The sequence below is a fragment of the Rugamonas aquatica genome, assembly GCF_009380215.1.
Lineage (GTDB): Bacteria > Pseudomonadota > Gammaproteobacteria > Burkholderiales > Burkholderiaceae_D > Rugamonas > Rugamonas aquatica_B.
Genome location: NZ_WHUG01000003.1, coordinates 331,115 through 355,806, shown reverse-complemented (window position 1 = coordinate 355,806; position 24,692 = coordinate 331,115). Strand labels below are relative to the sequence as shown.

The following is a 24,692-nucleotide window of genomic DNA, read 5'->3' as shown; positions in this document are numbered from 1 at the left end:
AAAACGATGCTCTACCGCGAAGCAGGACAATTTAAAACCAGCTATCAGGCCGACAGCCAGATCTTCCCCATCCTACAGGACCGCATCGCGCTGTTCGCGCTGCTGATGGTGGCGATCGTGGTGGTGCCGCTGTTCGCATCGCCGTACACCTTGTCGGCGATCCTGATCCCCTTCCTGATTTTCTCGCTGGCCGCGCTGGGACTGAACATCCTCACCGGCTACGCAGGCCAGCTGTCACTGGGCACCGCCGCCTTCATGGCGGTGGGCGCCTTCGCTGCGTACAACTTCCTGGCGCGCCTGCCCGGATTGCCGGTGCTGCTGGCCTTCGTGCTGGGCGGCTTGAGCGCGGCGCTGGTCGGCATCGCCTTCGGCCTGCCGTCGCTGCGCATACGCGGCTTCTACCTGGCCGCGTCCACGCTGGCCACGCAGTTCTTCGTGGTGTGGTGTCTGACCAAGATCCCCTACCTGACCAACTACAGCAGCTCCGGCGTGATCACCGCACAGAAGATCGTCATCCTCGGCTACCAGTTCGACACGCCGGACCGCAAATACCTGCTGGTGCTGGGCGTGGTGGCGGTGATGGCGCTGCTGGCCAAGAACATGATCCGCTCCAACGTCGGCCGCTCGTGGATGGCGGTGCGCGACATGGACGTGGCGGCCGAAGTGATCGGCTTCCGCCTGATGCGCACCAAGCTGCTGGCCTTCGCGGTCAGCTCCTTCTACTGCGGCGTGGCCGGCGCGCTGTATGCATACGCCTACCTCGGCACCGTGGAGCCGGAAGCCTACAACCTCGACCTGTCGTTCCGCATCCTGTTCATGGTGATTATCGGCGGCGTCGGTTCGGTGCTGGGCTCCTTCCTCGGCGCGGCCTTCATCGTGCTGCTGCCGGTGTTCCTGAACATTTTCGCGCACAGCCTGTCGCTGCCGACCAGCGTGGCGTCCAACCTGGAGCTGATGGTGTTCGGCGCCCTGATCATATTTTTCCTGATCGTGGAACCGCACGGTCTGGCGCGTTTGTGGCAAATCGGTAAAGAGAAACTGCGTCTGTGGCCATTCCCGCACTGAACGCATACAACAATAACTTGGAGAAGAAGACTATGAAGCGCATCGCATCTGTCGTACTCGGACTCACACTGACCGCAGCCGGCGCGGCCTGGGCACAGCCCGCCGTCACCGATCAATACGTCGCCCTGCCCTCATATCGCGTAGGCCCTTATGCGGCGGGCGGTTCCGGCTTCTACGGCGGCATCATCGACTACTTCAACCTGGTCAACCTGTCGGGTGGTGTCAACGGCGTGAAGATCTCCTGGGAAGAATGCGAAACCGAATACAACCCTTCGCGCGGCGTCGAATGCTACGAGCGCCTGAAGACCAAGAACGGCGGCGCCACGCTGGTCGAACCGCTGTCCACCGGCGTGGCCTACGGCGTGCTCGATCGCCTGCCGACCGATAAGATCCCGATGACGATGATAGGCTACGGCCGCTCGGACGCCGCCAACGGCAAGGTCTTCCCCTACGTGTTCCCGCTGATTACCAGCTACTGGAACCAGGCCGCCGCGATGATCAAATACCTCGGCGACAAAAACGGCGGCATGGACAAGCTGAAAGGCAAGAAAATCGCCTACCTGTACCACGACTCGGCCTTCGGCAAGGAACCCTTGCCGGTGCTGGATGCCTTGTCCAAACAGCATGGCTTCGACCTGATCAAAATCCCCGTCACGCCGCCGGGCACCGAGCAGCAATCGCAATGGCTACAGATCCGCCAGGCCAATCCCGACCACGTGATCCTGTGGGGCTGGGGCTCGATGAACGCGGTCGCCATCAAGACCGCGCAGCGCAACGGCATCCCGCGCGAGAAGATCCTGGGCGTGTGGTGGGCCGGCTCCGAAGAAGACACCGTGCCGGCAGGCGACGCCGCCAAAGGCTACAGCGCGATGACCTTCAACACGCCGGGCAACTACCCGGTGATGGACGAGATCCACAAAAAACTCTACGACGCCGGCAAGGGCAACCTGGCCGACCGCACCCGCATCGGTTCCGTGTACCACATGCGCGGCGTCAGCGCGGCCATCCTGTGGGTGGAGGCGATGCGCACGGCGCAGGAAAAATTCGGCAAGGGCAAACCGGTCAACGGCGAACAAATGCGCTGGGGCCTGGAGCACCTGAACGTCGACGAAGCCCGCCAGAAAGCCATCGGCGCCTTCGGCATGCTGCCGCCTGTGAAGACCAGCTGCGACGACCATGAAGGCTCGGGCGCCGTCAAGGTCCAGCAATGGGATGGCAAGAAGTGGAACGCCGTCACGCCGAACTGGATCGTCGGCGACAAAGCCCTGACCCGCAAGCTGCTGGAAGAAAGCTCCGCAGCCTACGCGGCCGAGAAAAAAATCACCCCTGCCTGCGCAAAATGACGACAGCCGCCAGCACAGCAGCCGCTCCGGCGGCGGCGCCCTACCTGTCCGTGAACAACGTGGAAGTCATTTACGACCACGTGATCCTGGTGCTCAAGGGCGTGTCCCTGCAAGTCCCGCAGGGGAAGATCGTGGCCCTGCTGGGCGCCAACGGCGCCGGCAAGTCCACCACGCTGAAGACCATCTCCACGCTGCTGCGCGGCGAACGGGGCGACGTCACCAAGGGCGAAGTCCAGTTCAAGGGCGAACGCATCGACCAGCTCACGCCCAATGAGCTGGTGCGGCGCGGCCTGTCGCAGGTGATGGAGGGCCGCCACTGCTTCGGCCACCTGACCATCGAAGAAAACCTGCTGACCGGCGCCTACACCCGCAGCGCATCGCGGGCGGAGCTGAAGGAATCGCTGGAGAAGGTCTACCACTACTTCCCGCGCCTGCGCGAACGCCGCAGCAGCCAGGCCGGCTACACCTCCGGCGGCGAGCAGCAGATGTGCGCAATCGGCCGCGCGCTGATGGCCAAGCCGTCGATGATCCTGCTGGACGAACCATCGATGGGCATCGCGCCGCAGATCGTCGACGAGATCTTCGGCATCGTGAAGGACTTGAACAGCAAGGAGAACGTCTCCTTCCTGCTGGCCGAGCAGAACACCAGCATCGCGCTGCGCTACGCGGACTTCGGCTACATCCTGGAGAACGGCCGCGTGGTGATGGAAGGCGCGGCCTCCGAGCTGGCCAGCAATGAAGACGTCAAGGAGTTCTACCTCGGCGTTTCCGGCGCCGGCCGCAAGAGCTTCCGCGACATGAAATTTTACCGCCGCCGCAAACGCTGGCTGGCTTGAGGAACAGAGGATCACAGCGCATGAATATCAAGCAGGCCAAGGCCTTGTGCCGCACCTTTCCCGGCGCGACCGAGGATACCAAGTGGGGCGCGGACCTCGTGTTCTCCGTCGGCGCCAAGATGTTCGCCGTCACGGCGCTCGATGACAAGGCCAAGGGCATCAGCTTCAAGGTGGACGACGACCGCTTCCTTGAACTGACCGACCGCCCCGGCATCATCCCCGCGCCCTACCTGGCCCGCGTGAAGTGGGTGCACGTCGAGGATTTGAAAACCCTCAGCGACATCGAGGCAAAGGAACTGCTGACGCGCTCTTACGAACTGGTGTTCGGCAAGCTGACCAAAAAGCTGCAACGCGAAATTCAAGGATAAACAACCATGGCCGATACCTACGACAGTCTCGAAACGCGCGCGCCGGAACAACGCGAACGCGAACTGATGGCACGCCTGCCGCAGCTGGTGGCGCGCGCCAAGGCCGCCGCCGGCTGGTCGCGCATCCTGCATGACATCAACGCCGCCGGCATCGACAGCCGCGCCGCGCTGGCGACGCTGCCGGTGACGCGCAAGTCCGACCTGCACGCGCTGCAGCAGAAGCAGGCGCCGTTCGGCGGACTCAATACCACGCCGGTGGGCCAGCTGTCGCGCGTGTTCATGTCGCCCGGCCCCATCTTCGATCCCGAGGGACGCGGCCAGGACTGGTGGCGCTTCGCCCGGCCCATGTACGCGGCCGGCGTGCGCGCCGGCGGCCTGCTGCAGAACTGCTTCTCCTACCACTTCACGCCGGCCGCCTTCATGGTCGAAGGCGGCGCCGCGCGCATAGGCTGCGCCGTGATACCGGCCGGCGCCGGCCAGACCGAGATGCAGGTGCAGGCCATCAGCCACCTGCGGCCCGATACCTACATCGGCACGCCGTCCTTCCTGAAGATCATCGTCGAGAAGGCGCAGGAACTGGGCGCGGATGTCAGCAGCATCAAGCAGGCGTTGATGTCCGCCGAGGCGCTGCCGGAATCGCTGCGCAGCTGGTTCGTCGAACACGGCGTGCCGCATGTGCTGCAATGCTATGCATCGGCCGATGTCGGCAGCATCGCCTACGAAACCCAGACCGGCGGCGTGCGCGATCCCGGCATGGTGCTCGACGAAGACCTGATACTGGAAATCGTCCGCCCAGGCACCGGCGATCCCGTGCCCGACGGCGAGATCGGCGAAGTGGTCATCACCCTCTTCAATCCAGACTATCCGCTGATACGCTTCGCCACCGGCGACCTGTCGGCGGTGCTGACCGGCGTGGCGCCATCGCCGTGCGGCCGCACCAACACCCGCATCAAGGGCTGGATGGGCCGGGCCGACCAGACCACCAAGGTGCGCGCGATGTTCGTCCATCCGTCGCAGGTGCACGACGTCGCCCGCCGCCACCCGGAAATCGTCAAGGCGCGGCTGGTGGTCTCGGGCCACATGGCGCAGGACGTGATGACGCTGCACTGCGAAGTGGCCGACCCGAACGCCGCCGCCAGCGCCGCCGCCATCACCGAATCGATACGCGACCTGACCAAATTGCGGGGCGAGGTACGGTTTGCCGCCATCGGCAGCCTGCCCAATGACGGCAAGGTGATCGACGACGTGCGCGACTACAAATAAGCTACGGACGGCTGTGGTGGAAAACCAACGGCATGCTATGTGCCGGGATATGGCGGATAATAGCGAACTTACCACCTGTTTTTAGAAGCCGAAGAAGACCATGCAAGACTTCCACCACAACCGCGCCCGTGCCCTGCTGGAAAACGCAGAAGAGCTGTTCAGCAAACAAGACGTCGACAACGCAGTGACCGCGATGGCCGACACCCTCAACACCCGTTTCGACCGGCCGGACAGCGAGACCTTCCCGCTGGTGCTGGGCGTGATGGGTGGCGCGGTGGTCTTCACCGGCAACCTGCTGCCGCAGCTGACCTTCCCGCTCGAATTCGACTACATCCACGTCAGCCGCTACGGCGACGACGACCAGGGCGGTCAAGTGGTGTGGAAAGTGGTGCCGCGTTCGAACGTGGCCGGCCGCGTGGTCATCGTGCTGGACGATATTCTGGACGAAGGCGAAACGCTGGCCCACGTCAAACAGCGCCTGCTGGACATGGGCGCGGCCGAAGTGGTGCTGGCCGTCTTCGCCGACAAGGCGATCGGCAAGGCCAAGCCGTGCAAGGCGGACATCGTCGGCATCACCATTCCGAACCGCTTCGTCGTCGGCTTCGGCATGGACGCTTACGGCTACTGGCGCAACCTGCCGGGCCTGTGGGCCATCCAGACCGAGAACTAAGCCTTACCGCCGCAGGCCGCAGTGATACTTTCGTGGTTGTTCCTGCTGGCGATAGGCCAGGCCTTCCTGATGACGCTGACGCTGCTCAGCGTCCGCCAGCCGGAGATGCGGACCGCCAACCGGCTGCTGTCCGCGCTGCTGCTGGTGTTCGCGGCCATCATCGGCCATAACTGGCTGGGCCTCAATCACCTCTACCGGCAGTATCCGCACAGCGCGCTGGCCATCGTCACGCTGGGGCTGGCCGTGGGGCCGCTGCAGTACCTCTACCTGCACGCGATGCTGTCCGATCAAAAGCTGGGGCGTCGCGCGCTGCTGCACTTCGCGCCGTTCACCATCGCCACGCTGGCGATGACGCCGTTCTACCTGCAATCGGCCGAGCAGAAGCTGGCATGGCTAAGCCGCTGGGACGGCTGGCCGTGGTACATGACCGTGGCGGGGCTGGCCAAGCTGGCTATCCTGCTGGCCTACATCCGCGCCACCTACCTGCTGGTGGGACGGGTGCCGGCCGATTCCGAGCTGGTGCGCGACCTGCGGCGCCTGATGGGCATGTGGCTGGTCAGCGCCGTGTTGAGCATCGTCGCGCTGGCGATGGCGGTGCTGGATGTGGAACAGCCGCTGTCCGCCGATGCGATGGACGGCATCTCGCTGATGCTGTTCGTGTTCGCGACCGCCTTCACGGCGATGCGGCTGCCGCTGGGTTATCGTCCACGCACGCTGCCGCCACCGCCTCCCCCCAAGCCGCGCTACGCAGGCAGCCAGCTGTCCGACCGCGACCGCGAGGCGTTTCTGGCGCGCCTGAACGCCTGCATGGCGCAGGACCAGCCCTACCGCAACGGCGAATTGAAGCTGGAAGACCTGGCCGCGCAGGTGGCAATGACGCCGCACGAACTATCCCAGCTGATAAACGAGCACTGCGGCGGCAATTTCGCCGATTACCTGAACCGGCACCGCGTCGAAGCCCTGAAACAGGCCCTGCACGACCCCGCCCAAGCCGGTTCCAGTATCCTGGACCTGGCGCTGTTGGCTGGATTTAACAGTAAAAGCGCGATGAACCGCGTATTTAAAAAACACACCGGCATGACGCCGGGCGAGTTCCGCGACCGGGCCGGAACACCCGTCTAGCGGGGTGCCAGATCATCATTTGAGACGCAAAACCCGGCCTGCGGCTGCAAACTGGGCTCCTCACAACACGGAGCCTTGCATGAAAACTACCCGCATTCTGGTCAGCCTTTCCCTAATCCTGTGCGCCCAAGCCTGGGCCGGCACGCAAACCTGGATCACCAACGTCAAGCTGGTCTCGCCCGAAAAGCTGGACCGCATCGAAGCCGGCAGTGTGCTGATCGAGGACGAGCGCATCGTCCGCGTCGTGCGCGGCGCCGGTGGCAAGGCGCCGGCCGGCGCCCGCCGCGTCGACGGCAAAGGCCAGTTCCTCACGCCCGGCCTGATCGACTCACACGTCCACCTGTTCTCCGTGCCCGGCATGAGCTTCGAGCAGGCCGACCAGAAGCAGACCATGGCCGCCGAATACTTCGCGCAGATGCCGCGTTCCTTCCTCTACTACGGCTACACGACAGTGATCGACCTGGCCGCCGGCAGCCGCGAATTCATCGACCGCGTCAAGGCCGCGCCGCTGCACCCGGACGTCTACGACTGCGGCGCGCCGCTGGTGTTCGCCAACGGCTATCCCTCGTCGTACGCGCCGCCGGAGACGCGCTTCGACATGTTCTCCAACTTCATCTACGACCCGGCGCAGGCCGACAAGATCCCCGCCCGCTTCAAGCCGGAGGATTACACGCCGGCCAAGGGCGTGGCGCGGGTCAAGGCCGACCACGCCATCTGCGTCAAGACGCACTTCGAGCACGGCTTCGGCACCATGCACAACCTGCCGGTGATGAGCCCTGCCGTGTATGCGGAAGTACGCACAGCCGCCAGCAAGGACGGCCTGGTGCTGGTCACCCACGGCAATTCGTTCGAGGCGCAGACCTTCGCCGTCGATGGCGGCGCCGACGTGCTGGCGCACGGCATGTGGCACTGGGGCGAGATGGACAAGGAAAAAGAACTGCCGCCGGCGATCAAGCAACTGCTGGACAAGATCGCCGAGCGCAAAATCGGCTACCAGGCGACGATGCAGGTGCTGCATGGCCTGAACGCCTACTTCGAGCCGGCCTATCTGAACCACCCGGCCCTGCCCAAGCTGCTGCCGCCTTCGATGCTGGCCTGGCTCAAGACGCCGGAAGGCCAATGGTTCAAGCAGGAGATCGCGGAAGATGAAACCGATGCGGCGGTATTGAAGGGGATGGAAGCGCCGCTGCGCCGCCAGCGGCAGGTGGTGGCCTACCTGGCCGCCAGGGACGCCAACTTCGTGTTCGGCACCGACACGCCGTCGTCGCCGACCTACGGCAACATCCCCGGCCTGAACGGCTATCTGGAGATGCAGGACCTGCACCAGGCCGGCCTATCGCTGGCGCAGCTGTTCAAGGCGGCCACCATCAACAACGCCCGCACCTTCAAGATCGATGCGCAGGTCGGCACCATCGAGGCGGGCAAGCTGGCGAATCTGGTGCTGATGAAGATGTCGCCGCTGGCCGATATCCGCGCCTACGACAGCATCGACACGGTATGGGTACGCGGCAAACAGGCTGCGCGCGGCAGCCTGTCGGTCAAACAGTAATTACAGCGCCAGACGTGCGCGGGCGGCGTCGTATTCCTGCTTCAGGCGGGCGACCATCTCGGCGGTGGTCGGCACGTCGTCCATCAGGCCCACGCCCTGGCCGGCGCCCCAGATGTCGCGCCAGGCCTTGGCGCTGCTGGAGCCGAAGTTCATCGAGCTCTTGTCGGCCTGCGGCAGTGCTTCCGGGTCCAGGCCCGCGGCGACGATGGATTTTTTCAGGTAGTTGCCATGCACGCCGGTGAACAGGTTCGAGTACACGATGTCCGCCGCCGTCGATTCCACGATCGCATTGCGGTAGTCATCGCTGACGTTCGATTCCTGCGTCGCCAGCCAGCGCGAGCCGATGTACGCGAAGTCCGCGCCCATCGCCTGTGCCGCCAGGATCGCATCGCCGGTCGCGATGGAGCCGGACAGCGCGATCGGGCCCTTGAAGAATTTGCGGATCTCGCCGACCAGCGCGAACGGCGACAGGGTGCCGGCATGGCCGCCGGCGCCGCTGGCCACCAGGATCAGGCCATCGACGCCCGCCTCCAGCGCCTTCTCGGCGTGGCGGATCGAGACCACGTCGTGCAGCACGATGCCGCCGTAGCTGTGGATCGCGTCCAGCATCTCTTTCGGCGGCGCGCGCAGCGAGGAGATGATGATGGGGATCTGGTGCTTGACGCAGACTTCCACGTCATGCGCCAGGCGGTCGTTCGACTGGTGCACGATCTGGTTGACGGCGATCGGGCCGACGCGCTTGTCCGGATTGGCGGCCTGGAACTCGGCCAGTTCCTTCTGCAGGTCGGTCAGCCACACATCCAGCAGTTCCGCCGGACGCGCGTTCAGCGCCGGGAAGGAGCCGACGATGCCGGCCTTGCACTGCGCCGCAACCAGGGCCGGGCCGCTGGCGATGAACATCGGGGATGCGATGACTGGAAGAGAGAGGTTTTGCAACGCTGCAGGCAGGGCCATGGCGAACTCGCTGTGGGAGATTAAGGAAAATCGATTATAGATCGAAAATAGTACGACCGTGCCGAAAGTAGGCGAGTTCCTCTATATTTGCTTGCCGGCTACTCGTTAAGTAAGTACTCACCCTCGACACGAGCCGCTCCGGCGCGTACCAGTTGCCCGGCCGCCCAGGTAGCGACCTGCTCCGGCGTCTGCTTCAGGAAATTGGCGTTGGCCTTGGCGAACACCTCCATCGACAGCAGCAGCTGCGGCAGGTCCGCCAGCGGTATGCGCTGGCGTTCCAGCAGCAGGAACTTCAGCAGCACCTTCAGCGCGTTCTGCGCATTGCGCAGCGGATCGGCTTCCAGGTACTCCAGCCGCGAACGGGCCCGCGCCAGCGCGCCGGCCACGTCGTCGAACGGCTTGCCGTGGCCGGGGATCACCAGCCGCACATCCAGCCCGGCGATCAGGTCCAGCGTGGCGCGCTCCTCGGCAAAGCCGGACTGTCCGTCCAGCTCCGGGAAGATGATGCCGAAGCCGTTTTCCCACAGCGCGTCCGCCGAAATCAGCAGCCGCTCCTGCGGACAGTAAAAGATCAGCGAGTGCGGATCGTGGCCCGGCGCGGCCAGCGCCTGCCACTCCATGTCCGCCAGCGTCAGCACGTCGCCGGGGGCGATGGTGGCGTCGAAGGTGAAACGGTCGCAGCGCTGGCCGGTGGCCTTGAAGCTGAGCGCCTCCACGTCCCAGTGCCGCACTTTGTCCGCCTCGGCGACCGGAATCGACGTGCGGCAGCCGAAGTGCGCCTGCAGGATGGCGTTGCCGCCGCAGTGGTCGGAGTGCAGGTGGGTGTTGATGATCTGGTCGAGATGCCGCCCGTGCAGCGCATGGCGCACCAGCGACAGCGTTTGCGGCGCGTGGGTCAGGTAGCCGGTGTCGATGATGGCCGTATCGTGACGCCCCATCAGCATGACGTTGTTGGACGACAGCCAGCCCCGTTCGAAAACCTGGATAGCCTCCGGCAGCGCGTTCATTCGTCGTCGAAGTCGATGAGTTGTTCACGGCGGCGGATTTCCGCCCACACGCCACGCTTGTAGTCGTCGTCCGCCTTGGACCAGGCGATGATCTCCGGGATGGTGCGCATGCAGCCCAGGCAATAGAGGCGGTCGTCGTCCATTTTGCACAGGCTGACGCACGGCGACGGCACGGGCGTGGCCAGTTCCGGCGCGCCGGGCGGGATTAAGTTAGCGGTTTCACTCATGCCGCCATTATGCCGCGAACACGCTTGACTTGGTGGATTTCAGGTCTATACTACCATCCATGTAGATGGTATCCGGATGGAGACTTATGGCAAAGCAAGAATTAAAACTGAAGACCGCTGAATCGGAAAAGATCACGATCAACCTCGGCCCCATCGACCTGGGGCAGATCGATCTGCTGGTGCAGGAGGGGTTTTACTCCAATCGCACCGATTTGATACGCACGGCGATCCGCAATCAGTTGAACGGGCACGCCGACGTGGTGAAACAAACGGTGGCGCGCAAAAGCCTGGTGCTCGGCATGCAGCATTATTCCCGCGCCGACCTGGAAGCCATCCAGGCGGCAGGGCAGCGGCTGCAAATTCAGGTACTGGGGTTGGCCAGCATCGCCAGCGACGTTTCTGTCGAACTGGCGCTGGCGACGATCGAATCCATCTTCGTATTAGGATCGCTGCACGCCAGCGCTGTGCTGAAAACCGCGCTGGCAAACCGCATCCGTTAAGGGAGCATCATGAAACTACCGCTTTTTTCACACATGCGCGAAGCAGCGCAACGACTCATGAACAGAAGCGCGTCGGCCGCCATCCAGCAGGCCATGGACAGCTTGCGCGGACATGCCGCCAAAGCGGCCGCGCCGGCGCAACCGGCCATGCGCGACATCAATCCGCCGCCGGGCCATGCCGCGCCATCGCGGCCCGCGCCGGAAGCCAAGGCCGCGCCCGAACCGACAGCCGCGCCGCACAACGGCGCCACGCCGAATCCGGCCACGCACCCGACCGAGTTCGCGCAGGACATGTTGAACCGCATGGGCATCAAGGTCGACCTGCAAGCCAATCTGGATCGCGCCATCGACGTCGGCACCTTCATGCATCCGGTGCCGGAAGTGGCGCTGCCGGACGGTGCGAAATTCATCAAGGGCAGCTACACCAACCACGCCGGCACCCGCAACTACAAGCTGTACATCCCGGCCAGCTATCACGGCCAGGCGATGCCGCTGCTGGTGATGCTGCACGGCTGCACCCAGAACCCGGACGATTTCGCCAACGGCACGCAAATGAACCAGCTGGCCGAAGAAAACGAATGCTTCGTGGTCTATCCGGAGCAGACGCCCAACGCCAACCAGCACAAATGCTGGAACTGGTTCAACGCCATCGACCAGCAGCATGGCCAGGGCGAGCCGTCCATCATCGCCGGCATCGCGCAGCAGGTCATCGACGAATACCCGGTCAACGAACGCCAGGTGTACGTGGCCGGGCTGTCCGCCGGCGGTGCGATGGCGGTCATCGTCGGCACGCTGTACCCGGAACTGTTTGCGGCGGTAGGCGTGCATTCGGGCTTGCCGTTCGCCTCGGCGCAGGATTTGCCGTCGGCGCTGACGGCGATGAAGCGCGGCGTCATGTCGCCTCGCAAGGCCGGCGATGGTTCGCAGCCCATCATCGTCTTCCACGGCGACAGCGACACCACCGTCAATCCGCGCAACGGCGAGCAGGTCATCGAGCAGCGCCTGCGCGACCGGCAGGGCAAGCCGTCGGTGCAGTCGGGCAGCGTGCCGAACGGGCACCGCTACACGCAGACCACGCACACCAAGGCCGACGGCAAGCCGCTCGGCGAACACTGGGTGGTGCACGGCGCCGGCCACGCCTGGTCCGGCGGCAGCAACAGCGGCACCTACACCGACGCCAAAGGCCCGGACGCCAGCCGCGAGATGCTGCGTTTCTTCCGCACGGTCAGCTAGCCGCTAAATTAACCGCTGAAGCGCTCGATCTTCTCGCGGTGCTGCGTCATGTCGTGGTCTGAGTCGGCATAGCGCTTGGCGATGTCGATGAAGTCCTGCTGCAGCTCCATGAAGGCGTCGACCATGTCGGGATCGAAGTGCTGGCCGCGGCCTTCGGCGATGATGGCCACCGCCGCCTCGTGCGACATGCCGTCCTTGTAGACGCGGCGGCTGATCAGCGCGTCGTACACGTCGGCCACCGCCATCAGCCGCGCGGAGATCGGGATGTTGTCGCCGCTCAGGCCTTCGGGATAGCCGCTGCCGTCCCATTTTTCCTGGTGGCCGTAGGCGATCTCCTTGGCGAACTTGAGGAAGTCCACCTCCAGCCCCAGCTCGCGCTCGGCCTGGCGGATCGCGTCGCGGCCCAGCGTGGTGTGGGTCTTCATGATCTCGAACTCGTTGCCCTCGAAGCGGCCCGGCTTGAGCAGGATGCGGTCGGGGATGCCGACCTTGCCGATGTCGTGCAGCGGCGCGGACTTGAACAGCAGTTCGATGTTTTTATCGGTCAAAAAATCGCTGAAGCGCGGATTGGTGCGCAGCTTTTCCGCCAGCGTTTTCACGTAGTGCGCGGTGCGGCGGATATGGTTGCCGGTTTCGCTGTCGCGCGTTTCGGCCAGCGAGGCCATGGTGTGAATCGTCACGTCCTGCAGCGCGACGATTTCCCGCGTGCGCTTTTCGATTTCCGTTTCGAGGAAGTTGTTCTGGTCGCGCAGGAAGTCGTGCACCCGCTTCATCGACAGCTGCGTCTTGATGCGCGCCAGGACGATGGGCGCGGAGATCGGCTTGGTGATGTAGTCCGCCGCGCCCAGCCCCAGGCCGAGCTGTTCGTCCACCGTCTCGCTCATGGCGGTGACGAAGATGACGGGAATGTCGCGCGTATCGGGATTGGACTTGAGCGCCTTGCACACCTCGTAGCCGCTCATCCCCGGCATCATCACGTCGAGCAGGATCAGGTCCGGCTTCGATTCGCCGTTGGCGATCTTCAGCGCGCGCTCGCCGTTGACGGCGATCTTGGTACGATAGTCGTCTTCCAGCACGGCGCACAGCAGATCGATGTTGTCCGGGATGTCGTCGACCACCAGGATCGTAGGTTTTGCATTCATCGGCATACTCTCTTCACAAAGCGATGTTCAGTGCATCGGCGGCGGCCTTCAGTTCATCCAGCGCCCCTTCGAAATCATATTGCCCCAGCATGCGGCGCAGCTGGCGCGCGTGCTCGCCCTGCCCTGCGGCCGTCAGCGCCGCGCACAGGCGGTCCAGCAGCTTGACGGCGGCGCCGTCGTCCTGCGCCAGCAAGTGCGCCATCTCCTGCACCACCGCCGTCAATTCGGCCAGGTCGGCCGGCTGCGCGGTCACGGGTGCATCGGCGGTGGCCGGCTTGTCGTCCATCGCCATCGCGATACGCGCCACCAGGTCGCTCAACTCGCCCGCCATGTCGAAGATGGCTTCATCGCGTCCCTTGGTCGTGCCCATCGCCAGCATCTGCTCGACCTTGCCCGCAGCATCGGCCATGCCGACGGCGCCGATATTGCCCGCCAATCCCTTGACAGTATGCGCCTCGCGCGTCGCCCCGGCCAGGTCGTTGCTTTCGATGGCGGCGGCGATGCGGTGCATGGCGTCGATCTGGGTTTCGACAAAGCGCGACAGCAGCTTGCGCATCAGCTTAACATTGCCACCCACACGCTGCAGCGCGGTTTCCATGCGCAGGCCGGCGATGACGGGCAGCGCCTCGTCGGCGGTCGCGCCAGACGCCGCCGGAGCTTCGGCCGCAGCTTCCGCCGTCACCGGATTCTTCACCTTGATCCAGCGCGCCAGCGTCGTGAACAGCTGCGCCACGTCGATAGGCTTGGCGATGAAATCGTTCATGCCGGCTTCCAGGCACTTTTCCTTGTCGCCGACCATGGCGTTGGCCGTCATGGCGATCACCGGCAGGTTGGCGTGGCGCGCATCCTCGCGCAGCTTGCGGGTGGCGTCGTAGCCGTCCATCACCGGCATCTGGCAGTCCATCAGCACGCCATCGTAATCGGCCACCGCCAGCTTGGCCAGCGCCATGGCGCCGTTGGCGGCGATGTCGACGCGGATGCCGGCATCGCTGAGAATCTGCTGCGCCACTTCCTGATTGACTTCGTTGTCCTCGACCAGCAGCACGTAGGCGCCGCGCACCGCTTCCTCAGCCGCCATGTAGTCGGCGCGGCGGCGCGTGCGACGGCAGCTGTGCAGGTCTTTGCCGAACACGGTGGACACCGAATCGAGCAGCGTCGACGCGCTGACCGGCTTGTTCAGCATGGCGTCGATGGCGATGCCGCGCGCTTCGTCCATCAGCACGTCGCGGTTGTAGGCCGTGACCATGATGAAGGCCGGCGCATCGACGCCGTCGGCCTCCGCCTGGGCGCGAATCGCCTGTAGCGTCTCCAGCCCGTTCATGCCCGGCATCTGCCAGTCCAGCAGCACGATGTTGAAAGGCCGGCCTTCGCTGCGCGCCTGCGCCACCATGTCGACGGCGCGCCCGCCGCCGTCCGCGCTGGCGGCGGCAAACTGCATCGACGACAGCATGCCCATGAAGATTTCGCGGGCGCTGGCGTTATCGTCCACCACCAGCACGCGCAGGCCGGAGATGTCCGGCAGCGGCAGCGGTTCCTCGACGGCGCCGATGCCGAACACCGCGCTGAAATGGAAGGTGCTGCCCACGCCCGGCTGGCTTTCCAGTCCGATCTCGCCGTCCATCAGTTCGACCAGGCGCTTGCTGATGGTCAGGCCCAGGCCCGTGCCGCCGTGGTGGCGCGTGGTCGACGTGTCGGCCTGCGTGAAGGCCTGGAACAGGCGCGCCTGCTGCTCGGGCGTCAGTCCCGGCCCGGTGTCGCGCACGTCGATCCGCAGGCGCACGCGCTCGTCGGGCAGATGCTCCAGCACGCGTATCGTCACCACGATCTCGCCCTGCTGCGTGAACTTGATGGCGTTGTTGGTCAGGTTAATCATCACCTGGCCGAAGCGCAGCGGATCGCCGACCAGCACCTGCGGCACGTCCGGCGCGATATCGAACAGCAGCTCCAGGCCCTTGTCCTGCGCCCGCATCACGGACAGGTCGGCGATATTCGCCATCACGTCCTCGACGTAGAAGTCGACCTGCTCGAAGGCCAGCTTGCCGGCCTCGATCTTCGAGAAATCCAGGATGTCGTTGATGATGCCCAGCAGGTTGCGCGCCGCCGACTCCACCTTCTCCAGATAGTTGCGCTGCTTGGGCGAGAGTTCGGTTTGCAGCGCCAGGTGGGTCATGCCGATGATGCCGTTCATCGGCGTGCGGATCTCGTGCGACATATTGGCCAGGAAGTCGGACTTCATCTTGGTCGCGTCCTCCGCCACCGTGACCGCGCGGCGCAGCTGCTGCTCGGCGGCCAGGCCGGCCGTCATCAGCTTGAGCGCGTGCAGCAGCTCGCCCGTTTCATCCTGCGACTTCACTTCGATGACGGAACTCAGGTCGCCCTGCCCGACCCGCTTGGCGATGGCGATCGCCTCTTCCAGCGGCCGCGTGATCGAGCGCGCCGACAGGCCGAAACCTATCCCCACCAGCACCGCCGCCCCGCCCATCAGCGAAATCAGCATCAGCGAAAAATTGATGTCGTCGCGTGCGCGCGCGGAACTGGCCATCACCTGGCTTTCCTGCAGCTTGTCCAGGATCTTGATCTGTTCCAGCAGGTGGTCCAGCGCGGGCAGCGCCATCGCGTTCATTTTCGCTTCGGCGGCGTCGCGGTCGTCGGCCTCCACCATGTCCGCCACGGCGATGAAGCTGTCGTAGTAGGCGGCGCGTGCGCGCTTGACCTGCTCGATCTGAGCCCGCGCTTCCGGCGTGGCGTCCAGCTTGTCCAGCTGCTCCAGCTGGGCGTCGATATCGAGCTTGATGCGGTCGATGCGGCTGTAGCTGTCCACGCGGTGCTGCTGGTCCTTCTGGATGATCAGCGTGACGATGCGGGTGGCCGCCTCGCGCGATTGCGTGTCGATGGTGTTGATGGCGGCGCTGGCGGCCCAGTCCTGGTGCAGGATATGGTCGCTCTCGGCGCGGATGGCGTAGATGCGGCTCACGCCGACCAGGATCACGCCGACCAGCAGCAGGATCAGGATGATGTAGCCGCTGCTGATGCGCGCGCGGATACCCATGTCGCTAAAACGGCGCATGCGTACTTCCTTCAGGCTAGCCGGCCGGTTTGGGATGGTCGGCGCGTTGGTCCAGGATATGCTGTTTCAGACAGTCCGGGCACCAGCAGCTGGCGCCCGGCGCGGACGGCACCGGCAGCGACGCCGGCAAATACGTGCACCAGCAGGGCTGCGCCGGCGCCGCCGGATCGGCATCCACCATGGCGCAGCTGAAGGTTGCGCCGCAGCGCGAGCAGGTGCTCATGGCGCTTACGGGCGGCGGTGTTCGTGGTCGTCGTCGAGCGGCGCCGGGCCGGCGTCCGGCGCGTCGAACGGGAAGCGGCGCATGGCCGTGCGCAGCAGCGACATCTGGCCGTTGAAGCGGGTACAGGCGTCGCACACCATCAGGTGCAGCCGCATGCGGGTGCGCTCGATGAAGGACAAGTCGCGGTCCATCCCCTCCGACACCAGCCGGTGCACTTCGCGGCAGGTGGGCTTCAAGCCGGTTTTATGTGGTTCCATAGTCGCTGACAGTAAGTGAGGCAATAAGTGGCGCAGTCACGTGGCCTGGCGGTTGCCAAACCAGTTCAAGTCCAGGCATTCGCGCAAACGCATGCGAGCCCGATACAGGAGCACCCAGGCATTAGACGTTGTAATCGCCAGTTCCTTACAAATTTCGTCGGTTTCCAGTTCCAGCCATTCGCGCATCATGAAAATGCGGGCGGTTTTGGCGGGCAGCTTTTCCAGGCAAATCTCCAGCACCTTGAAGAAATCCTTCTGCTCCAGCGTCGCATCCGGATCGCCCCAGGCCATCGGCTGCTCGCGGGTGTGGCCGTCGGCCTTGAACAGCGAGTCGATGGCGTCGTCCTCGGACTGGTCCTCGGCGGTGTCGATCTGGCGCTCGCGCGAGCTGGCGCGCAGGCAGTCGATGATCTTGAACTTCAAAATCCCCGTCACATAGGTGCGCAAGGACGACTGGCCGTTGAAGCGCTCCGGTTTTTCCAGCACCGCGATCAGCGCGTCCTGCACCGCATCCTCGGCCAGGGCCTGATTCCGTATTTGCAACTGTGCAAATCGGACAAGCAGGGGACGCATGACTTCTAGCTGGCGGTGAAGGGTATCGGTGGCGGTCATAGCGGGCAGCGTATCGGATGATCCGGGAAAATACAACCGGATAGCCCTATAATGCGTAGTTGATTGCAGCATCAGGCTGTAAAATTGCACAAATTTTCTAAACCGGACTCGCCATGACCCAACTGACTAACCTTAACTTAGGCATGAATGACGACTTGACCGCGGTGGCGCCGCAGATCAAGGCGCAGATTCTGGCCGAGGCCCTGCCCTATATCCGTAATTTCCATGGCAAGACCATTGTCATCAAATACGGCGGCAACGCGATGACCGACGAGCGCCTGAAACACGGCTTCGCCCGCGATGTCATTTTGCTCAAACTGGTGGGCATGAACCCGGTCGTGGTGCACGGCGGCGGTCCACAGATCGACAACGCGCTGAAAAAAATCGGCAAGCAAGGCACCTTCGTGCAGGGCATGCGTATCACCGACGAAGAAACCATGGAAGTGGTGGAGTGGGTGCTGGGCGGCGAAGTCCAGCAGGACATCGTCATGCTGATCAACCACTACGGCGGCCAGGCAGTGGGCCTGACCGGCAAGGACGGCGGCCTGATACGCGCCAAGAAAATGTCCATGCCGGACAAGGACAACCCGGGCCAGTTCCTCGACATCGGCTTCGTCGGCGAGATCGACGCGATCAACCCGGCCGTGGTCAAGGCGCTGCAGGACGACGCCTTCATTCCTATCATTTCGCCGATCGGCTTCGGCCAGGATGGTCAGGCTTACAACATCAACGCCGACGTCGTCGCCGGCAAGATCGCCGAGATCCTGAAGGCTGAAAAGCTGATCATGATGACCAACATCGCCGGCGTGCAGGACAAGCAGGGCAACCTGGTGACCGACCTGTCGGCCCGCGAGATCGACGAGATGTTCGCCGACGGGACGATTTCGGGCGGCATGCTGCCTAAAATTTCATCAGCCCTGGATGCCGCCAAGTCCGGCGTCAACACGGTACACATCATCGACGGGCGAATTGAACACAGTTTATTGCTCGAGGTGTTGACCGAACAGGCTTTTGGCACTATGATCCGGTCTCACTGAAAAAACGGCGATGCACGTTTAGCCGCATTTTCCAGTGCATCGCCATACCAGTACGCCCTTTTAGCTCAGTGGTAGAGCACTCCCTTGGTAAGGGAGAGGCCACGTGTTCAATCCACGTAAAGGGCACCATTCTTCCTGTAGCACCCTCCCCCGCTTAGTACATCCGCTCTACCGTCATGCCGCGTTTGCGCAGCAGTTCGGGCACGCTTCCCTTACCGACCAGATGCAGTATGCCGATCGCCGCCACGCAGTTGTTCTCGCGCGCCATCAGCTTGACCATGCCGTCGGCCAGCGCCGGATTGCGGCCGTCCAGCAGCACCTTCTGCACGAAGCGGCCGGAGAAGCTGTCGTCCATCTCCGCCTTGAGCGCCAGCGCGTCCAGCGCAATCACATCGGCCTTGCGCCAGGCGTCGGCGATCTCGCGTGCCTGGTTGGCCTGCTCCTTGTCCTCGATGCCGGCGATGGCCTCCTGCAGGAACTGCAGCTGCTCGGCGGCGCTCATCTGGTCGAACAGCGACATCTGGCTCTCGGCCGACTCCAGCTCGATCACCTTCTGGCCGCGCCCGTGCGCCTGGCGGGACAGATGGGCGTCCACCGCCAGCGCCGCCTCGTAGCCCTGGGCCGAGAATTCGCTCACCGTCAGCAGGCTGGCCAGCAGCCAGGGCTTCATCGCCGCCACCGTCTCCGCTTCGATGTTGTACTGCTTGAGCAGGCGGTCCAGCCGCTGCCGCCAGTCGGCCGACAGTTCAGGGCCGGCCGGGCCGCCGCGCGTCAGCATGCCGTGGCGCTGCACAGCGCGCATCAGCTGCTGCTGGTCGCCCAGCGGATCGATCTCCAGCGCCAGCACCGGCGCCTTCTTCAACGCGGCGGTGATGCGCGGCTCCAGCGGATAGAAATCCGCCGCGCCGACGTGGATGGTGCCGAACAGGTACAGTGTATGTCCGCCCTGCTGCACCTTGAACAAGGCGCCGTGGTTGGGCGCCTGGACTTTGTCTGCCGCCCACGCCGGCGCGAGGGTAAAACAGAGCAAAGTCCAGAACATCACTATAATCTGGCGCTGTATGGCTTCCCGCATGGCTTCCTTAGATGACTGACTTGAAGTGAACATTATTACCCGCAATTCCCCCGTGTGGCTATTCGATCTGGATAACACGCTGCACAACGCCTCGCACGCGATCTTCCCGGCGATCATGGCCAGCATGAACGTCTACATCGCCAATGTGCTGGGCGACGGCGTCACGCCCGCCGGCGAGGACGCGGTCAACGCCGCGCGCACGCTGTACTGGCGGCGCTACGGCGCGACGATGCTCGGACTGGTCAAGCACCATGGCGTAAAAGCCGCGCATTTTCTCGACGAGACCCACCGCTTCGAGCGGCTGACCGACATGATCCGCGCCGAACGGGGACTGCGCCAGCTGCTGCGCCGCCTGCCCGGCCGCAAAATCCTGCTGACCAACGCGCCGCACCGCTATTCGACGCAGGTGCTGCGCCATCTGGGTTTGCAGCGCCAGTTCAGCCACCACGTGTCGGTGGAGTCGATGGTGGTGCACCGGCAGATGCGGCCCAAGCCGTCCAAGCTGCTGCTGCGCAAACTGATGCGCCGCCATGGCCTGACGCCGGCGCGCTGCGTGCTGGTCGAGGATACGCTGGCCAATCTGCGCAGCGCGCACGCGCTGGGCATGCGCACCGCCTGGGTCACGCAATACCTGGAAGTGGGCGACGCGGTCGGCCTGGCGCATCCGCAAAAAAGGTTAATTCGCCCCGCTTATGTCGATGTCAAAGTAAAATCTGTCAGGAATTTGCCGGCACGCCTGCATCATCTGCGCTGAACGAAAAAATCCACCCCACCCATTCACTTATCCGCGAGATCACATGGCAAGCAACCCGCCGGGCCAGCGCCGCATGCAGATTCTGCAGGCGCTGGCGGAGATGCTGGAACAACCCAAGGGCGACAAGATCACCACCGCCGCGCTGGCGCGCAAGCTGGAGTTCTCCGAGGCCGCGCTGTACCGCCACTTCGCCAGCAAGGCGCAGATGTTCGAGGGCTTGATCGAGTTTATCGAATCGTCGGTGTTCGGCTTGATCAACCAGATCGCCGAGCGCCAGAGCGACGGCCTGGCGCAGGCGCGCGACATCGTCGGCATGCTGCTCAATTTCGCCAGCCAGAATCCGGGCATGACGCGGGTGCTGATCGGCGAAGCGCTGGTCAACGAGGACGAGCGGCTGCAACTGCGCATGAACCAGTTCTACGACCGCGTGGAGCTGGCGCTGAAGCAGGCCTTGCGCCTGGCAGTGAGCGAAGGCCAGGCCCACGAGGCCGAGGTGCAGGCGCGCGCCGGCATGCTGGCCAGCTTCGTCATCGGCCGCTGGCACCGTTACGCCAAGAGTGGATTCAAGAATAACCCGGCGCAGGACGCGCCTTTGCAGATCGCCCTGCTGCTTGCCTGAGTTGATGATGAACGAAGTTTTCGCACTGCTGGATGACGCCAGCCCGGAGGGCCCCCAGACTCCGGGCGCGCGTTCGCGCCTGTACACCGGCCACACCGGCACGCTGCGCTGCGACCATATCGGCCAATGGCCGCAACTGCTGGAGCAGATGCAGGCGGCGCTGGAGCGCGGCCAATACGCCGTCACCATCTGCGCCTATGAACTGGGCGCGGAGCTGCTGGAGCTGGATGCGGCCGCCGCGCCTGCATCATCGCCGCTGGCCCAGATCCTGTTGTTCTCGCACTGCGCGCAACTGTCGTCGGCCGAAGTGGGCGACTGGCTGGCGGCGCGCTCCTTCCCGATAGACCGGCCGTCGGGCATCGCCAACATTCGCGCCAACATCGATCAGGACGCGTTCAGCGCAGCCCTGGCGCGCATCCACGACTACATCGAGGCCGGCGACACCTACCAGGTCAATTACACGTACAGGCTGCGTTTTGACGCGTTTGGCAGCATCCACGCACTGTACGCCCGCCTGCGCGGACGCCAGCCGGTGCCCTACGGCGCGCTGGTGGGCCTGGAGGATGGCAGCGCCGTGCTGTCGCTGTCGCCCGAACTGTTCGTGCGCCACGAGAACGGCGTGCTGACCGCGCGGCCGATGAAGGGCACGGCGCCGGCCGCGCCGCCGGCGCAATCGGCCGAGAACATCCAGCGCGCCACCACGCTGGCCGCCGATCCGAAGAACCGCGCCGAGAACCTGATGATCGTCGACCTGCTGCGCAACGACATCGCCCGCGTCGCGCAGACCGGCAGCGTCGAGGTGCCCGCGCTGTTCGAGGTGCACCGCTACAGCAGCGTGCTGCAAATGACCTCCACCATCACCGCCAGGCTGCGCGCCGGCGCCACGCTGGCCGACATCTTTACCGCGCTGTACCCATGCGGCTCGATCACCGGCGCACCCAAGCGGCGCACCATGGAGATCATCCGCGAACTGGAGCCGGACCCGCGCGGCATCTACACCGGCGCCATCGGCTGGTTCGATCCGGTCAAAGACGCAGGCAAGGTGGGCGACTTCTGCATGTCGGTGCCGATCCGCACGCTGACGCTGCAAGCGCCGGACAGCCCGAACGGCGCGCGCCGCGGCGAGATGGGCGTGGGCGCCGGCATCGTCTTCGACAGCGACGCGCAGGAGGAATACGCCGAATGCCAGCTCAAGGCGCGCTTCCTGACCGGCCTGAAAAACGACTTCGAGATTTTCGAAACCATGCACGCCACGCGAGCGAACGGCGTGCGCCACCGCGAACGTCATCTGAAGCGGCTGGCGTCATCGGCGGCCTGCTTCGGCTACGCCTGGGACGCGGCGGCGGCCGACGCCTACCTCGACACCGCCTGCGCGATGCTGGAGGCCGACACCAGCTACCGTCTGCGGCTGGCGTTGAACGCGGCCGGCGCCTTCTCGGTACAGCACGCGCCGATCGCGCCGCTGACGGAACCCGTGCGCGTGCTGCTGGCGCCGGACGCCACCGAGGCGGGCGACCTGTTCCTGCGCCATAAAACCAGCATCCGCAGCCGCTACGACGCCGCCTGGCGCGAAGCGGAGGCGCAAGGTGCTTTCGATACGCTGTTCTTCAACGAACGCGGCGAGCTGACCGAGGGCGGCCGCACCAATGTGTTCGTGCGCATCGATGGCCGCTGGCTGACGCCATCGCTGGACTGCGGCCTGCTACCCGGCGTGATGCGCGGCGTGCTGCTGGACGATCCGCAACGGAGCGCCAGCGAGGCCGTCATCACGCGTGCGATGCTGGAAGCGGCAGATGAAATCGTCGTCTGCAACGCGCTGCGCGGTGCGATGCGCGCCGTGCTCGCGAGCTAGGGCCACCACTCCAGCAGACGATACAAACCGGCGTCACCAGCATCCTGAAAGCCCAGCCGGGCATACAGCCGCTGGGCCGGATTGCTGCGATCCACATGCAAGCTCACATGCAATCCGTCGCGCGCGGCCTGCTGCTGCACGTTGCGCAGCAGTTCGGCGCCGTAACCCTGGCCCTGCCACGGCGGCAGCAGCGCGATGTCGATCACATGGAAACCCTGCGGCTGCCGGGCGACGTAGAAGCGGCCTATCGGCGTGCCATCCAGTTCGACGATATCGAACCGGCCGTGCGGATAGTTCCCGCGAAAGTGGCGGTCCTGCGCGTCGAACTGCATGCGCAGGAAGATCTCGGCCTGGCTGGAGTGCCAGCCGAACAGGCTGATCTCGCCGGCGCGGGTGGACGCGTACACGCTGCGCAGAAACGCCTCGTCCTGCGGCTGGCTGGGGCGCAGCGACAGCATCTACAGATCGATCATCATTTCGAAGCCGCCAAAGATCATGCGCTTGCCGTCGAAGGGCATGTTCTTCGGATCCATGTAGTGGGCGATGCGCGGATCCTTCATGACCTTGTCGTTGATCTCGTCGCGCGCGGCGCGGTTTGCGTAGACGATCCACGAGAACACCACCGCCTCGCCCTCCTTCAGGTCGACGCTGAGCGGGAACGACGTCACCTTGCCCGGCGGGACATCGTCGCCGATGCACTCGCGGAATTCCAGCGCGCCGTATTCCTTCCAGACCTTGCCGCACTCCAGCGACATTTTCTTGTATGCCTCCACATTTTCCTTAGGCACCGGAATCACAAAACCGTCTACATAGGACATGGCTGTCTCCTTTTCAGTGGGAGATTCAGGGTAGCCAAATATGGCTGAAATGACAAGCGGCGCGGCTTATATCGTGCCGGAAAAACGGCGCCGGTAAGCGCCCGGCGTGGTCGCGGCCAGGCGGCGGAAATGGTGGCGCAGCGATTCCTCCGAACCGAAGCCGGCGCGCTCGGCGATCTGCGCCAGCGGCACGTCCGGCACCTCCAGCATTTCCTTGACGAGGGCGACCCGTTCGCGGGTCAGCCATTCGACGGGACCGAGGCCGGTGGCCTGCTGGAACTGGCGCTGCAAGGTGCGCGGACTCATCGCGGCGCGTTCGGCCATGCTGGCGACGGTGTGCGGCTGGCCGGGGTGGCTGCGCAGCCAGTCCATCAGGCGCGACAGGCGGCCCTGCTCGCCCTGCGCCATCGGCCGGGGCAGGAACTGCGCCTGGCCGCCTTCGCGGTGCGGCGCCACCACCAGCCGCTGCGCCACCTGGTTGCCGACCCTGGCGCCATAGTCGCGCCGCACCAGGTGCAGCAGCATGTCGAGGCCGGCGGCGGAACCGGCGGCCGTGATGACCTGGCCGTTGTCCACGTACAGATGGTCGGGCTGGACCTGGATCTGTGGATAACGCTGGGCCAGGCGGTCGGCATAGCGCCAGTGGGTGGTGGCGCGCTGGCCGTCCAGCACCCCGGCGGCGGCCAGCACGAACACGCCCGAGCAGATCGAGCACAGCCGCGCGCCGCGCCGGTGCGCGGCGCGTATCAGCTCCAGCATGGCGGGCGGCGGCAGTTCGTCGGCATCGCGCCAGCCGGGGATGACGATGGTGTCGGCCCGCTCCAGCAGCTCGGGCGTGTACGGCGCCTGCACGGTGATGCCGCCGGCCGCGCGGATCGGACCCGGCTCGACGGCGCAGACGGCGAAGTCGTACCAGTCCACGTCCAGCTCGGGGCGTTCCAGCGCGAACAGTTCGACCGTGCAGCCGAACTCGAATGTGCACAGACGGTCATAGGCCAGTGCGACAACCAGATGTTTTTTCATGGCGCAATCTTAACGCAGAATGGCTTGTGCGCCACTGACGGCGATAGCGGCGGCGTCGCACAATGGCGTCACTGTC

Annotated in this window: 26 protein-coding genes and 1 tRNA gene; 15 read left to right on the top strand and 12 right to left on the bottom strand. The window is 64.7% G+C overall.

The features are described from left to right. Positions 1–6 precede the first annotated feature (6 nt). The 8 genes from GEV02_RS09730 (at position 7) to GEV02_RS09695 (ending at position 8,216) form a co-directional block, all read left to right on the top strand. Positions 7–1,065, top strand: coding sequence for a branched-chain amino acid ABC transporter permease (locus tag GEV02_RS09730; protein WP_152837803.1), 1,059 nt, complete (start codon positions 7–9; stop codon positions 1,063–1,065). A gap of 32 nt (positions 1,066–1,097) precedes the next feature. After that, positions 1,098–2,408 (top strand): ABC transporter substrate-binding protein, encoded by a 1,311-nt coding sequence (locus GEV02_RS09725; RefSeq protein ID WP_152837802.1) that lies wholly within the window; start codon positions 1,098–1,100, stop codon positions 2,406–2,408. Beyond that, positions 2,405–3,244 carry an ABC transporter ATP-binding protein gene (locus tag GEV02_RS09720; protein ID WP_152837801.1) on the top strand — a complete coding sequence of 280 codons (840 nt, stop codon included), beginning with the start codon at positions 2,405–2,407 and terminating at the stop codon, positions 3,242–3,244. The genes GEV02_RS09725 and GEV02_RS09720 overlap by 4 nt, the downstream gene beginning before the upstream one ends. A 20-nt stretch (positions 3,245–3,264) precedes the next feature. After that, positions 3,265–3,612 (top strand): MmcQ/YjbR family DNA-binding protein, encoded by a 348-nt coding sequence (locus GEV02_RS09715; RefSeq protein WP_152837800.1) that lies wholly within the window; start codon positions 3,265–3,267, stop codon positions 3,610–3,612. A 6-nt stretch (positions 3,613–3,618) separates the two neighbouring features. After that, complete coding sequence (locus tag GEV02_RS09710) at positions 3,619–4,875, top strand: phenylacetate--CoA ligase family protein (RefSeq protein ID WP_152807632.1); 1,257 nt, start codon at positions 3,619–3,621, stop codon at positions 4,873–4,875. Between the two features lie 100 nt (positions 4,876–4,975). Continuing rightward, positions 4,976–5,545, top strand: coding sequence for a hypoxanthine-guanine phosphoribosyltransferase (locus GEV02_RS09705; RefSeq protein ID WP_152837799.1), 570 nt, complete (start codon positions 4,976–4,978; stop codon positions 5,543–5,545). Between the two features lie 21 nt (positions 5,546–5,566). Further along, a complete protein-coding gene (locus GEV02_RS09700; RefSeq protein ID WP_328595770.1) occupies positions 5,567–6,667 on the top strand; it encodes a helix-turn-helix transcriptional regulator in 1,101 nt (366 codons plus the stop codon). 79 nt (positions 6,668–6,746) lie between these two features. Beyond that, complete coding sequence (locus GEV02_RS09695) at positions 6,747–8,216, top strand: amidohydrolase family protein (RefSeq protein WP_152837798.1); 1,470 nt, start codon at positions 6,747–6,749, stop codon at positions 8,214–8,216. Here GEV02_RS09695 and GEV02_RS09690 read toward each other — a convergent pair whose 3' ends face one another. The 3 genes from GEV02_RS09690 to GEV02_RS09680 form a co-directional block, all read right to left on the bottom strand. Then, positions 8,217–9,170 (bottom strand): NAD(P)H-dependent flavin oxidoreductase, encoded by a 954-nt coding sequence (locus GEV02_RS09690; protein WP_152837797.1) that lies wholly within the window; start codon positions 9,168–9,170, stop codon positions 8,217–8,219. Between the two features lie 98 nt (positions 9,171–9,268). Beyond that, positions 9,269–10,177, bottom strand: a complete 909-nt coding sequence (locus tag GEV02_RS09685; protein ID WP_152837796.1) for an MBL fold metallo-hydrolase — start codon at positions 10,175–10,177, stop codon at positions 9,269–9,271. Next, complete coding sequence (locus GEV02_RS09680) at positions 10,174–10,404, bottom strand: DUF1289 domain-containing protein (protein ID WP_152837795.1); 231 nt, start codon at positions 10,402–10,404, stop codon at positions 10,174–10,176. Before GEV02_RS09680 ends, GEV02_RS09685 begins: the two co-directional genes overlap by 4 nt. A gap of 86 nt (positions 10,405–10,490) precedes the next feature. Between GEV02_RS09680 and GEV02_RS09675 the strand changes: the two genes are divergently transcribed. Further along, positions 10,491–10,904 (top strand): CopG family transcriptional regulator, encoded by a 414-nt coding sequence (locus tag GEV02_RS09675; protein ID WP_152837794.1) that lies wholly within the window; start codon positions 10,491–10,493, stop codon positions 10,902–10,904. Positions 10,905–10,937: 33 nt separating this feature from the next. Next, on the top strand, positions 10,938–12,137 hold the full coding sequence (locus GEV02_RS09670; RefSeq protein ID WP_152838065.1) for an extracellular catalytic domain type 1 short-chain-length polyhydroxyalkanoate depolymerase: 1,200 nt from the start codon (positions 10,938–10,940) through the stop codon (positions 12,135–12,137). An 8-nt stretch (positions 12,138–12,145) separates the two neighbouring features. Here GEV02_RS09670 and GEV02_RS09665 read toward each other — a convergent pair whose 3' ends face one another. The 5 genes from GEV02_RS09665 to GEV02_RS09645 are packed head-to-tail and all read right to left on the bottom strand — an operon-like array spanning position 12,146 to position 17,438. Further along, positions 12,146–13,279 carry a response regulator gene (locus GEV02_RS09665; protein ID WP_152837793.1) on the bottom strand — a complete coding sequence of 378 codons (1,134 nt, stop codon included), beginning with the start codon at positions 13,277–13,279 and terminating at the stop codon, positions 12,146–12,148. Positions 13,280–13,292: 13 nt separating this feature from the next. Next, on the bottom strand, positions 13,293–16,346 hold the full coding sequence (locus tag GEV02_RS09660) for a hybrid sensor histidine kinase/response regulator (RefSeq protein WP_152837792.1): 3,054 nt from the start codon (positions 16,344–16,346) through the stop codon (positions 13,293–13,295). A 16-nt stretch (positions 16,347–16,362) separates the two neighbouring features. After that, positions 16,363–16,569 (bottom strand): cysteine-rich CWC family protein, encoded by a 207-nt coding sequence (locus GEV02_RS09655; RefSeq protein ID WP_070359514.1) that lies wholly within the window; start codon positions 16,567–16,569, stop codon positions 16,363–16,365. A 5-nt stretch (positions 16,570–16,574) separates the two neighbouring features. Then, positions 16,575–16,826, bottom strand: coding sequence for a zf-HC2 domain-containing protein (locus tag GEV02_RS09650; protein ID WP_008443492.1), 252 nt, complete (start codon positions 16,824–16,826; stop codon positions 16,575–16,577). Positions 16,827–16,862: 36 nt separating this feature from the next. After that, positions 16,863–17,438 (bottom strand): sigma-70 family RNA polymerase sigma factor, encoded by a 576-nt coding sequence (locus tag GEV02_RS09645; protein WP_070268155.1) that lies wholly within the window; start codon positions 17,436–17,438, stop codon positions 16,863–16,865. Between the two features lie 143 nt (positions 17,439–17,581). Between GEV02_RS09645 and argB the strand changes: the two genes are divergently transcribed. After that, on the top strand, positions 17,582–18,475 hold the full coding sequence (gene argB, locus GEV02_RS09640; protein WP_085946284.1) for an acetylglutamate kinase: 894 nt from the start codon (positions 17,582–17,584) through the stop codon (positions 18,473–18,475). A gap of 54 nt (positions 18,476–18,529) precedes the next feature. Then, positions 18,530–18,604: transfer RNA gene (locus GEV02_RS09635), tRNA-Thr, on the top strand. A gap of 25 nt (positions 18,605–18,629) precedes the next feature. Here GEV02_RS09635 and GEV02_RS09630 read toward each other — a convergent pair. Continuing rightward, positions 18,630–19,517, bottom strand: coding sequence for a TraB/GumN family protein (locus GEV02_RS09630; protein WP_235922724.1), 888 nt, complete (start codon positions 19,515–19,517; stop codon positions 18,630–18,632). Between the two features lie 58 nt (positions 19,518–19,575). Here GEV02_RS09630 and GEV02_RS09625 point away from each other — a divergent pair, with 58 nt between their 5' ends. From GEV02_RS09625 to pabB, 3 genes are read left to right on the top strand one after another with little or no spacing between them, the layout of a single operon-like run. Continuing rightward, positions 19,576–20,304: an HAD-IA family hydrolase gene (locus GEV02_RS09625; RefSeq protein ID WP_328595769.1), complete on the top strand. Its 729-nt coding sequence runs from the start codon at positions 19,576–19,578 to the stop codon at positions 20,302–20,304. A gap of 43 nt (positions 20,305–20,347) precedes the next feature. Beyond that, the gene (gene slmA, locus GEV02_RS09620) at positions 20,348–20,923 is read left to right on the top strand and encodes a nucleoid occlusion factor SlmA (protein WP_152807621.1); all 576 of its coding nucleotides are present in this window, start codon (positions 20,348–20,350) and stop codon (positions 20,921–20,923) included. 4 nt (positions 20,924–20,927) lie between these two features. Next, entirely contained in the window at positions 20,928–22,775 is a 1,848-nt protein-coding gene (gene pabB / locus GEV02_RS09615) for an aminodeoxychorismate synthase component I (RefSeq protein WP_152837790.1), read from the top strand. On the opposite strand, the gene GEV02_RS09610 is transcribed toward pabB, so the two are convergent. From GEV02_RS09610 to ftrA, 3 genes are all read right to left on the bottom strand, one after another. Next, entirely contained in the window at positions 22,772–23,233 is a 462-nt protein-coding gene (locus GEV02_RS09610; RefSeq protein ID WP_152837789.1) for a GNAT family N-acetyltransferase, read from the bottom strand. The two genes, pabB and GEV02_RS09610, sit on opposite strands and share 4 nt — an antisense overlap. Beyond that, complete coding sequence (locus tag GEV02_RS09605) at positions 23,234–23,593, bottom strand: DUF1428 domain-containing protein (RefSeq protein WP_070268150.1); 360 nt, start codon at positions 23,591–23,593, stop codon at positions 23,234–23,236. Between the two features lie 66 nt (positions 23,594–23,659). Further along, positions 23,660–24,616, bottom strand: a complete 957-nt coding sequence (gene ftrA, locus GEV02_RS09600; RefSeq protein ID WP_152837788.1) for a transcriptional regulator FtrA — start codon at positions 24,614–24,616, stop codon at positions 23,660–23,662. Between the last annotated feature and the right edge of the window lie 76 nt (positions 24,617–24,692).

Bases quoted from the DNA above. Each gene is read 5' to 3' on its own strand.
- GEV02_RS09650 (WP_008443492.1), bottom strand. From the start codon at position 16,826: ATGGAACCACATAAAACCGGCTTGAAGCCCACCTGCCGCGAAGTGCAC.
- GEV02_RS09710 (WP_152807632.1), top strand. From the start codon at position 3,619: ATGGCCGATACCTACGACAGTCTCGAAACGCGCGCGCCGGAACAACGC.
- GEV02_RS09645 (WP_070268155.1), bottom strand. From the start codon at position 17,438: ATGACCGCCACCGATACCCTTCACCGCCAGCTAGAAGTCATGCGTCCC.
- GEV02_RS09695 (WP_152837798.1), top strand. From the start codon at position 6,747: ATGAAAACTACCCGCATTCTGGTCAGCCTTTCCCTAATCCTGTGCGCC.
- GEV02_RS09665 (WP_152837793.1), bottom strand. From the start codon at position 13,279: ATGAATGCAAAACCTACGATCCTGGTGGTCGACGACATCCCGGACAAC.
- GEV02_RS09610 (WP_152837789.1), bottom strand. From the start codon at position 23,233: ATGCTGTCGCTGCGCCCCAGCCAGCCGCAGGACGAGGCGTTTCTGCGC.
- GEV02_RS09705 (WP_152837799.1), top strand. From the start codon at position 4,976: ATGCAAGACTTCCACCACAACCGCGCCCGTGCCCTGCTGGAAAACGCA.
- ftrA (WP_152837788.1), bottom strand. From the start codon at position 24,616: ATGAAAAAACATCTGGTTGTCGCACTGGCCTATGACCGTCTGTGCACA.
- GEV02_RS09660 (WP_152837792.1), bottom strand. From the start codon at position 16,346: ATGCGCCGTTTTAGCGACATGGGTATCCGCGCGCGCATCAGCAGCGGC.
- slmA (WP_152807621.1), top strand. From the start codon at position 20,348: ATGGCAAGCAACCCGCCGGGCCAGCGCCGCATGCAGATTCTGCAGGCG.
- GEV02_RS09675 (WP_152837794.1), top strand. From the start codon at position 10,491: ATGGCAAAGCAAGAATTAAAACTGAAGACCGCTGAATCGGAAAAGATC.
- pabB (WP_152837790.1), top strand. From the start codon at position 20,928: ATGATGAACGAAGTTTTCGCACTGCTGGATGACGCCAGCCCGGAGGGC.
- GEV02_RS09655 (WP_070359514.1), bottom strand. From the start codon at position 16,569: ATGAGCACCTGCTCGCGCTGCGGCGCAACCTTCAGCTGCGCCATGGTG.
- GEV02_RS09605 (WP_070268150.1), bottom strand. From the start codon at position 23,593: ATGTCCTATGTAGACGGTTTTGTGATTCCGGTGCCTAAGGAAAATGTG.
- GEV02_RS09690 (WP_152837797.1), bottom strand. From the start codon at position 9,170: ATGGCCCTGCCTGCAGCGTTGCAAAACCTCTCTCTTCCAGTCATCGCA.
- GEV02_RS09730 (WP_152837803.1), top strand. From the start codon at position 7: ATGCTCTACCGCGAAGCAGGACAATTTAAAACCAGCTATCAGGCCGAC.
- GEV02_RS09720 (WP_152837801.1), top strand. From the start codon at position 2,405: ATGACGACAGCCGCCAGCACAGCAGCCGCTCCGGCGGCGGCGCCCTAC.
- GEV02_RS09725 (WP_152837802.1), top strand. From the start codon at position 1,098: ATGAAGCGCATCGCATCTGTCGTACTCGGACTCACACTGACCGCAGCC.
- GEV02_RS09630 (WP_235922724.1), bottom strand. From the start codon at position 19,517: ATGTTCTGGACTTTGCTCTGTTTTACCCTCGCGCCGGCGTGGGCGGCA.
- GEV02_RS09685 (WP_152837796.1), bottom strand. From the start codon at position 10,177: ATGAACGCGCTGCCGGAGGCTATCCAGGTTTTCGAACGGGGCTGGCTG.
- GEV02_RS09680 (WP_152837795.1), bottom strand. From the start codon at position 10,404: ATGAGTGAAACCGCTAACTTAATCCCGCCCGGCGCGCCGGAACTGGCC.
- argB (WP_085946284.1), top strand. From the start codon at position 17,582: ATGAATGACGACTTGACCGCGGTGGCGCCGCAGATCAAGGCGCAGATT.
- GEV02_RS09670 (WP_152838065.1), top strand. From the start codon at position 10,938: ATGCGCGAAGCAGCGCAACGACTCATGAACAGAAGCGCGTCGGCCGCC.
- GEV02_RS09715 (WP_152837800.1), top strand. From the start codon at position 3,265: ATGAATATCAAGCAGGCCAAGGCCTTGTGCCGCACCTTTCCCGGCGCG.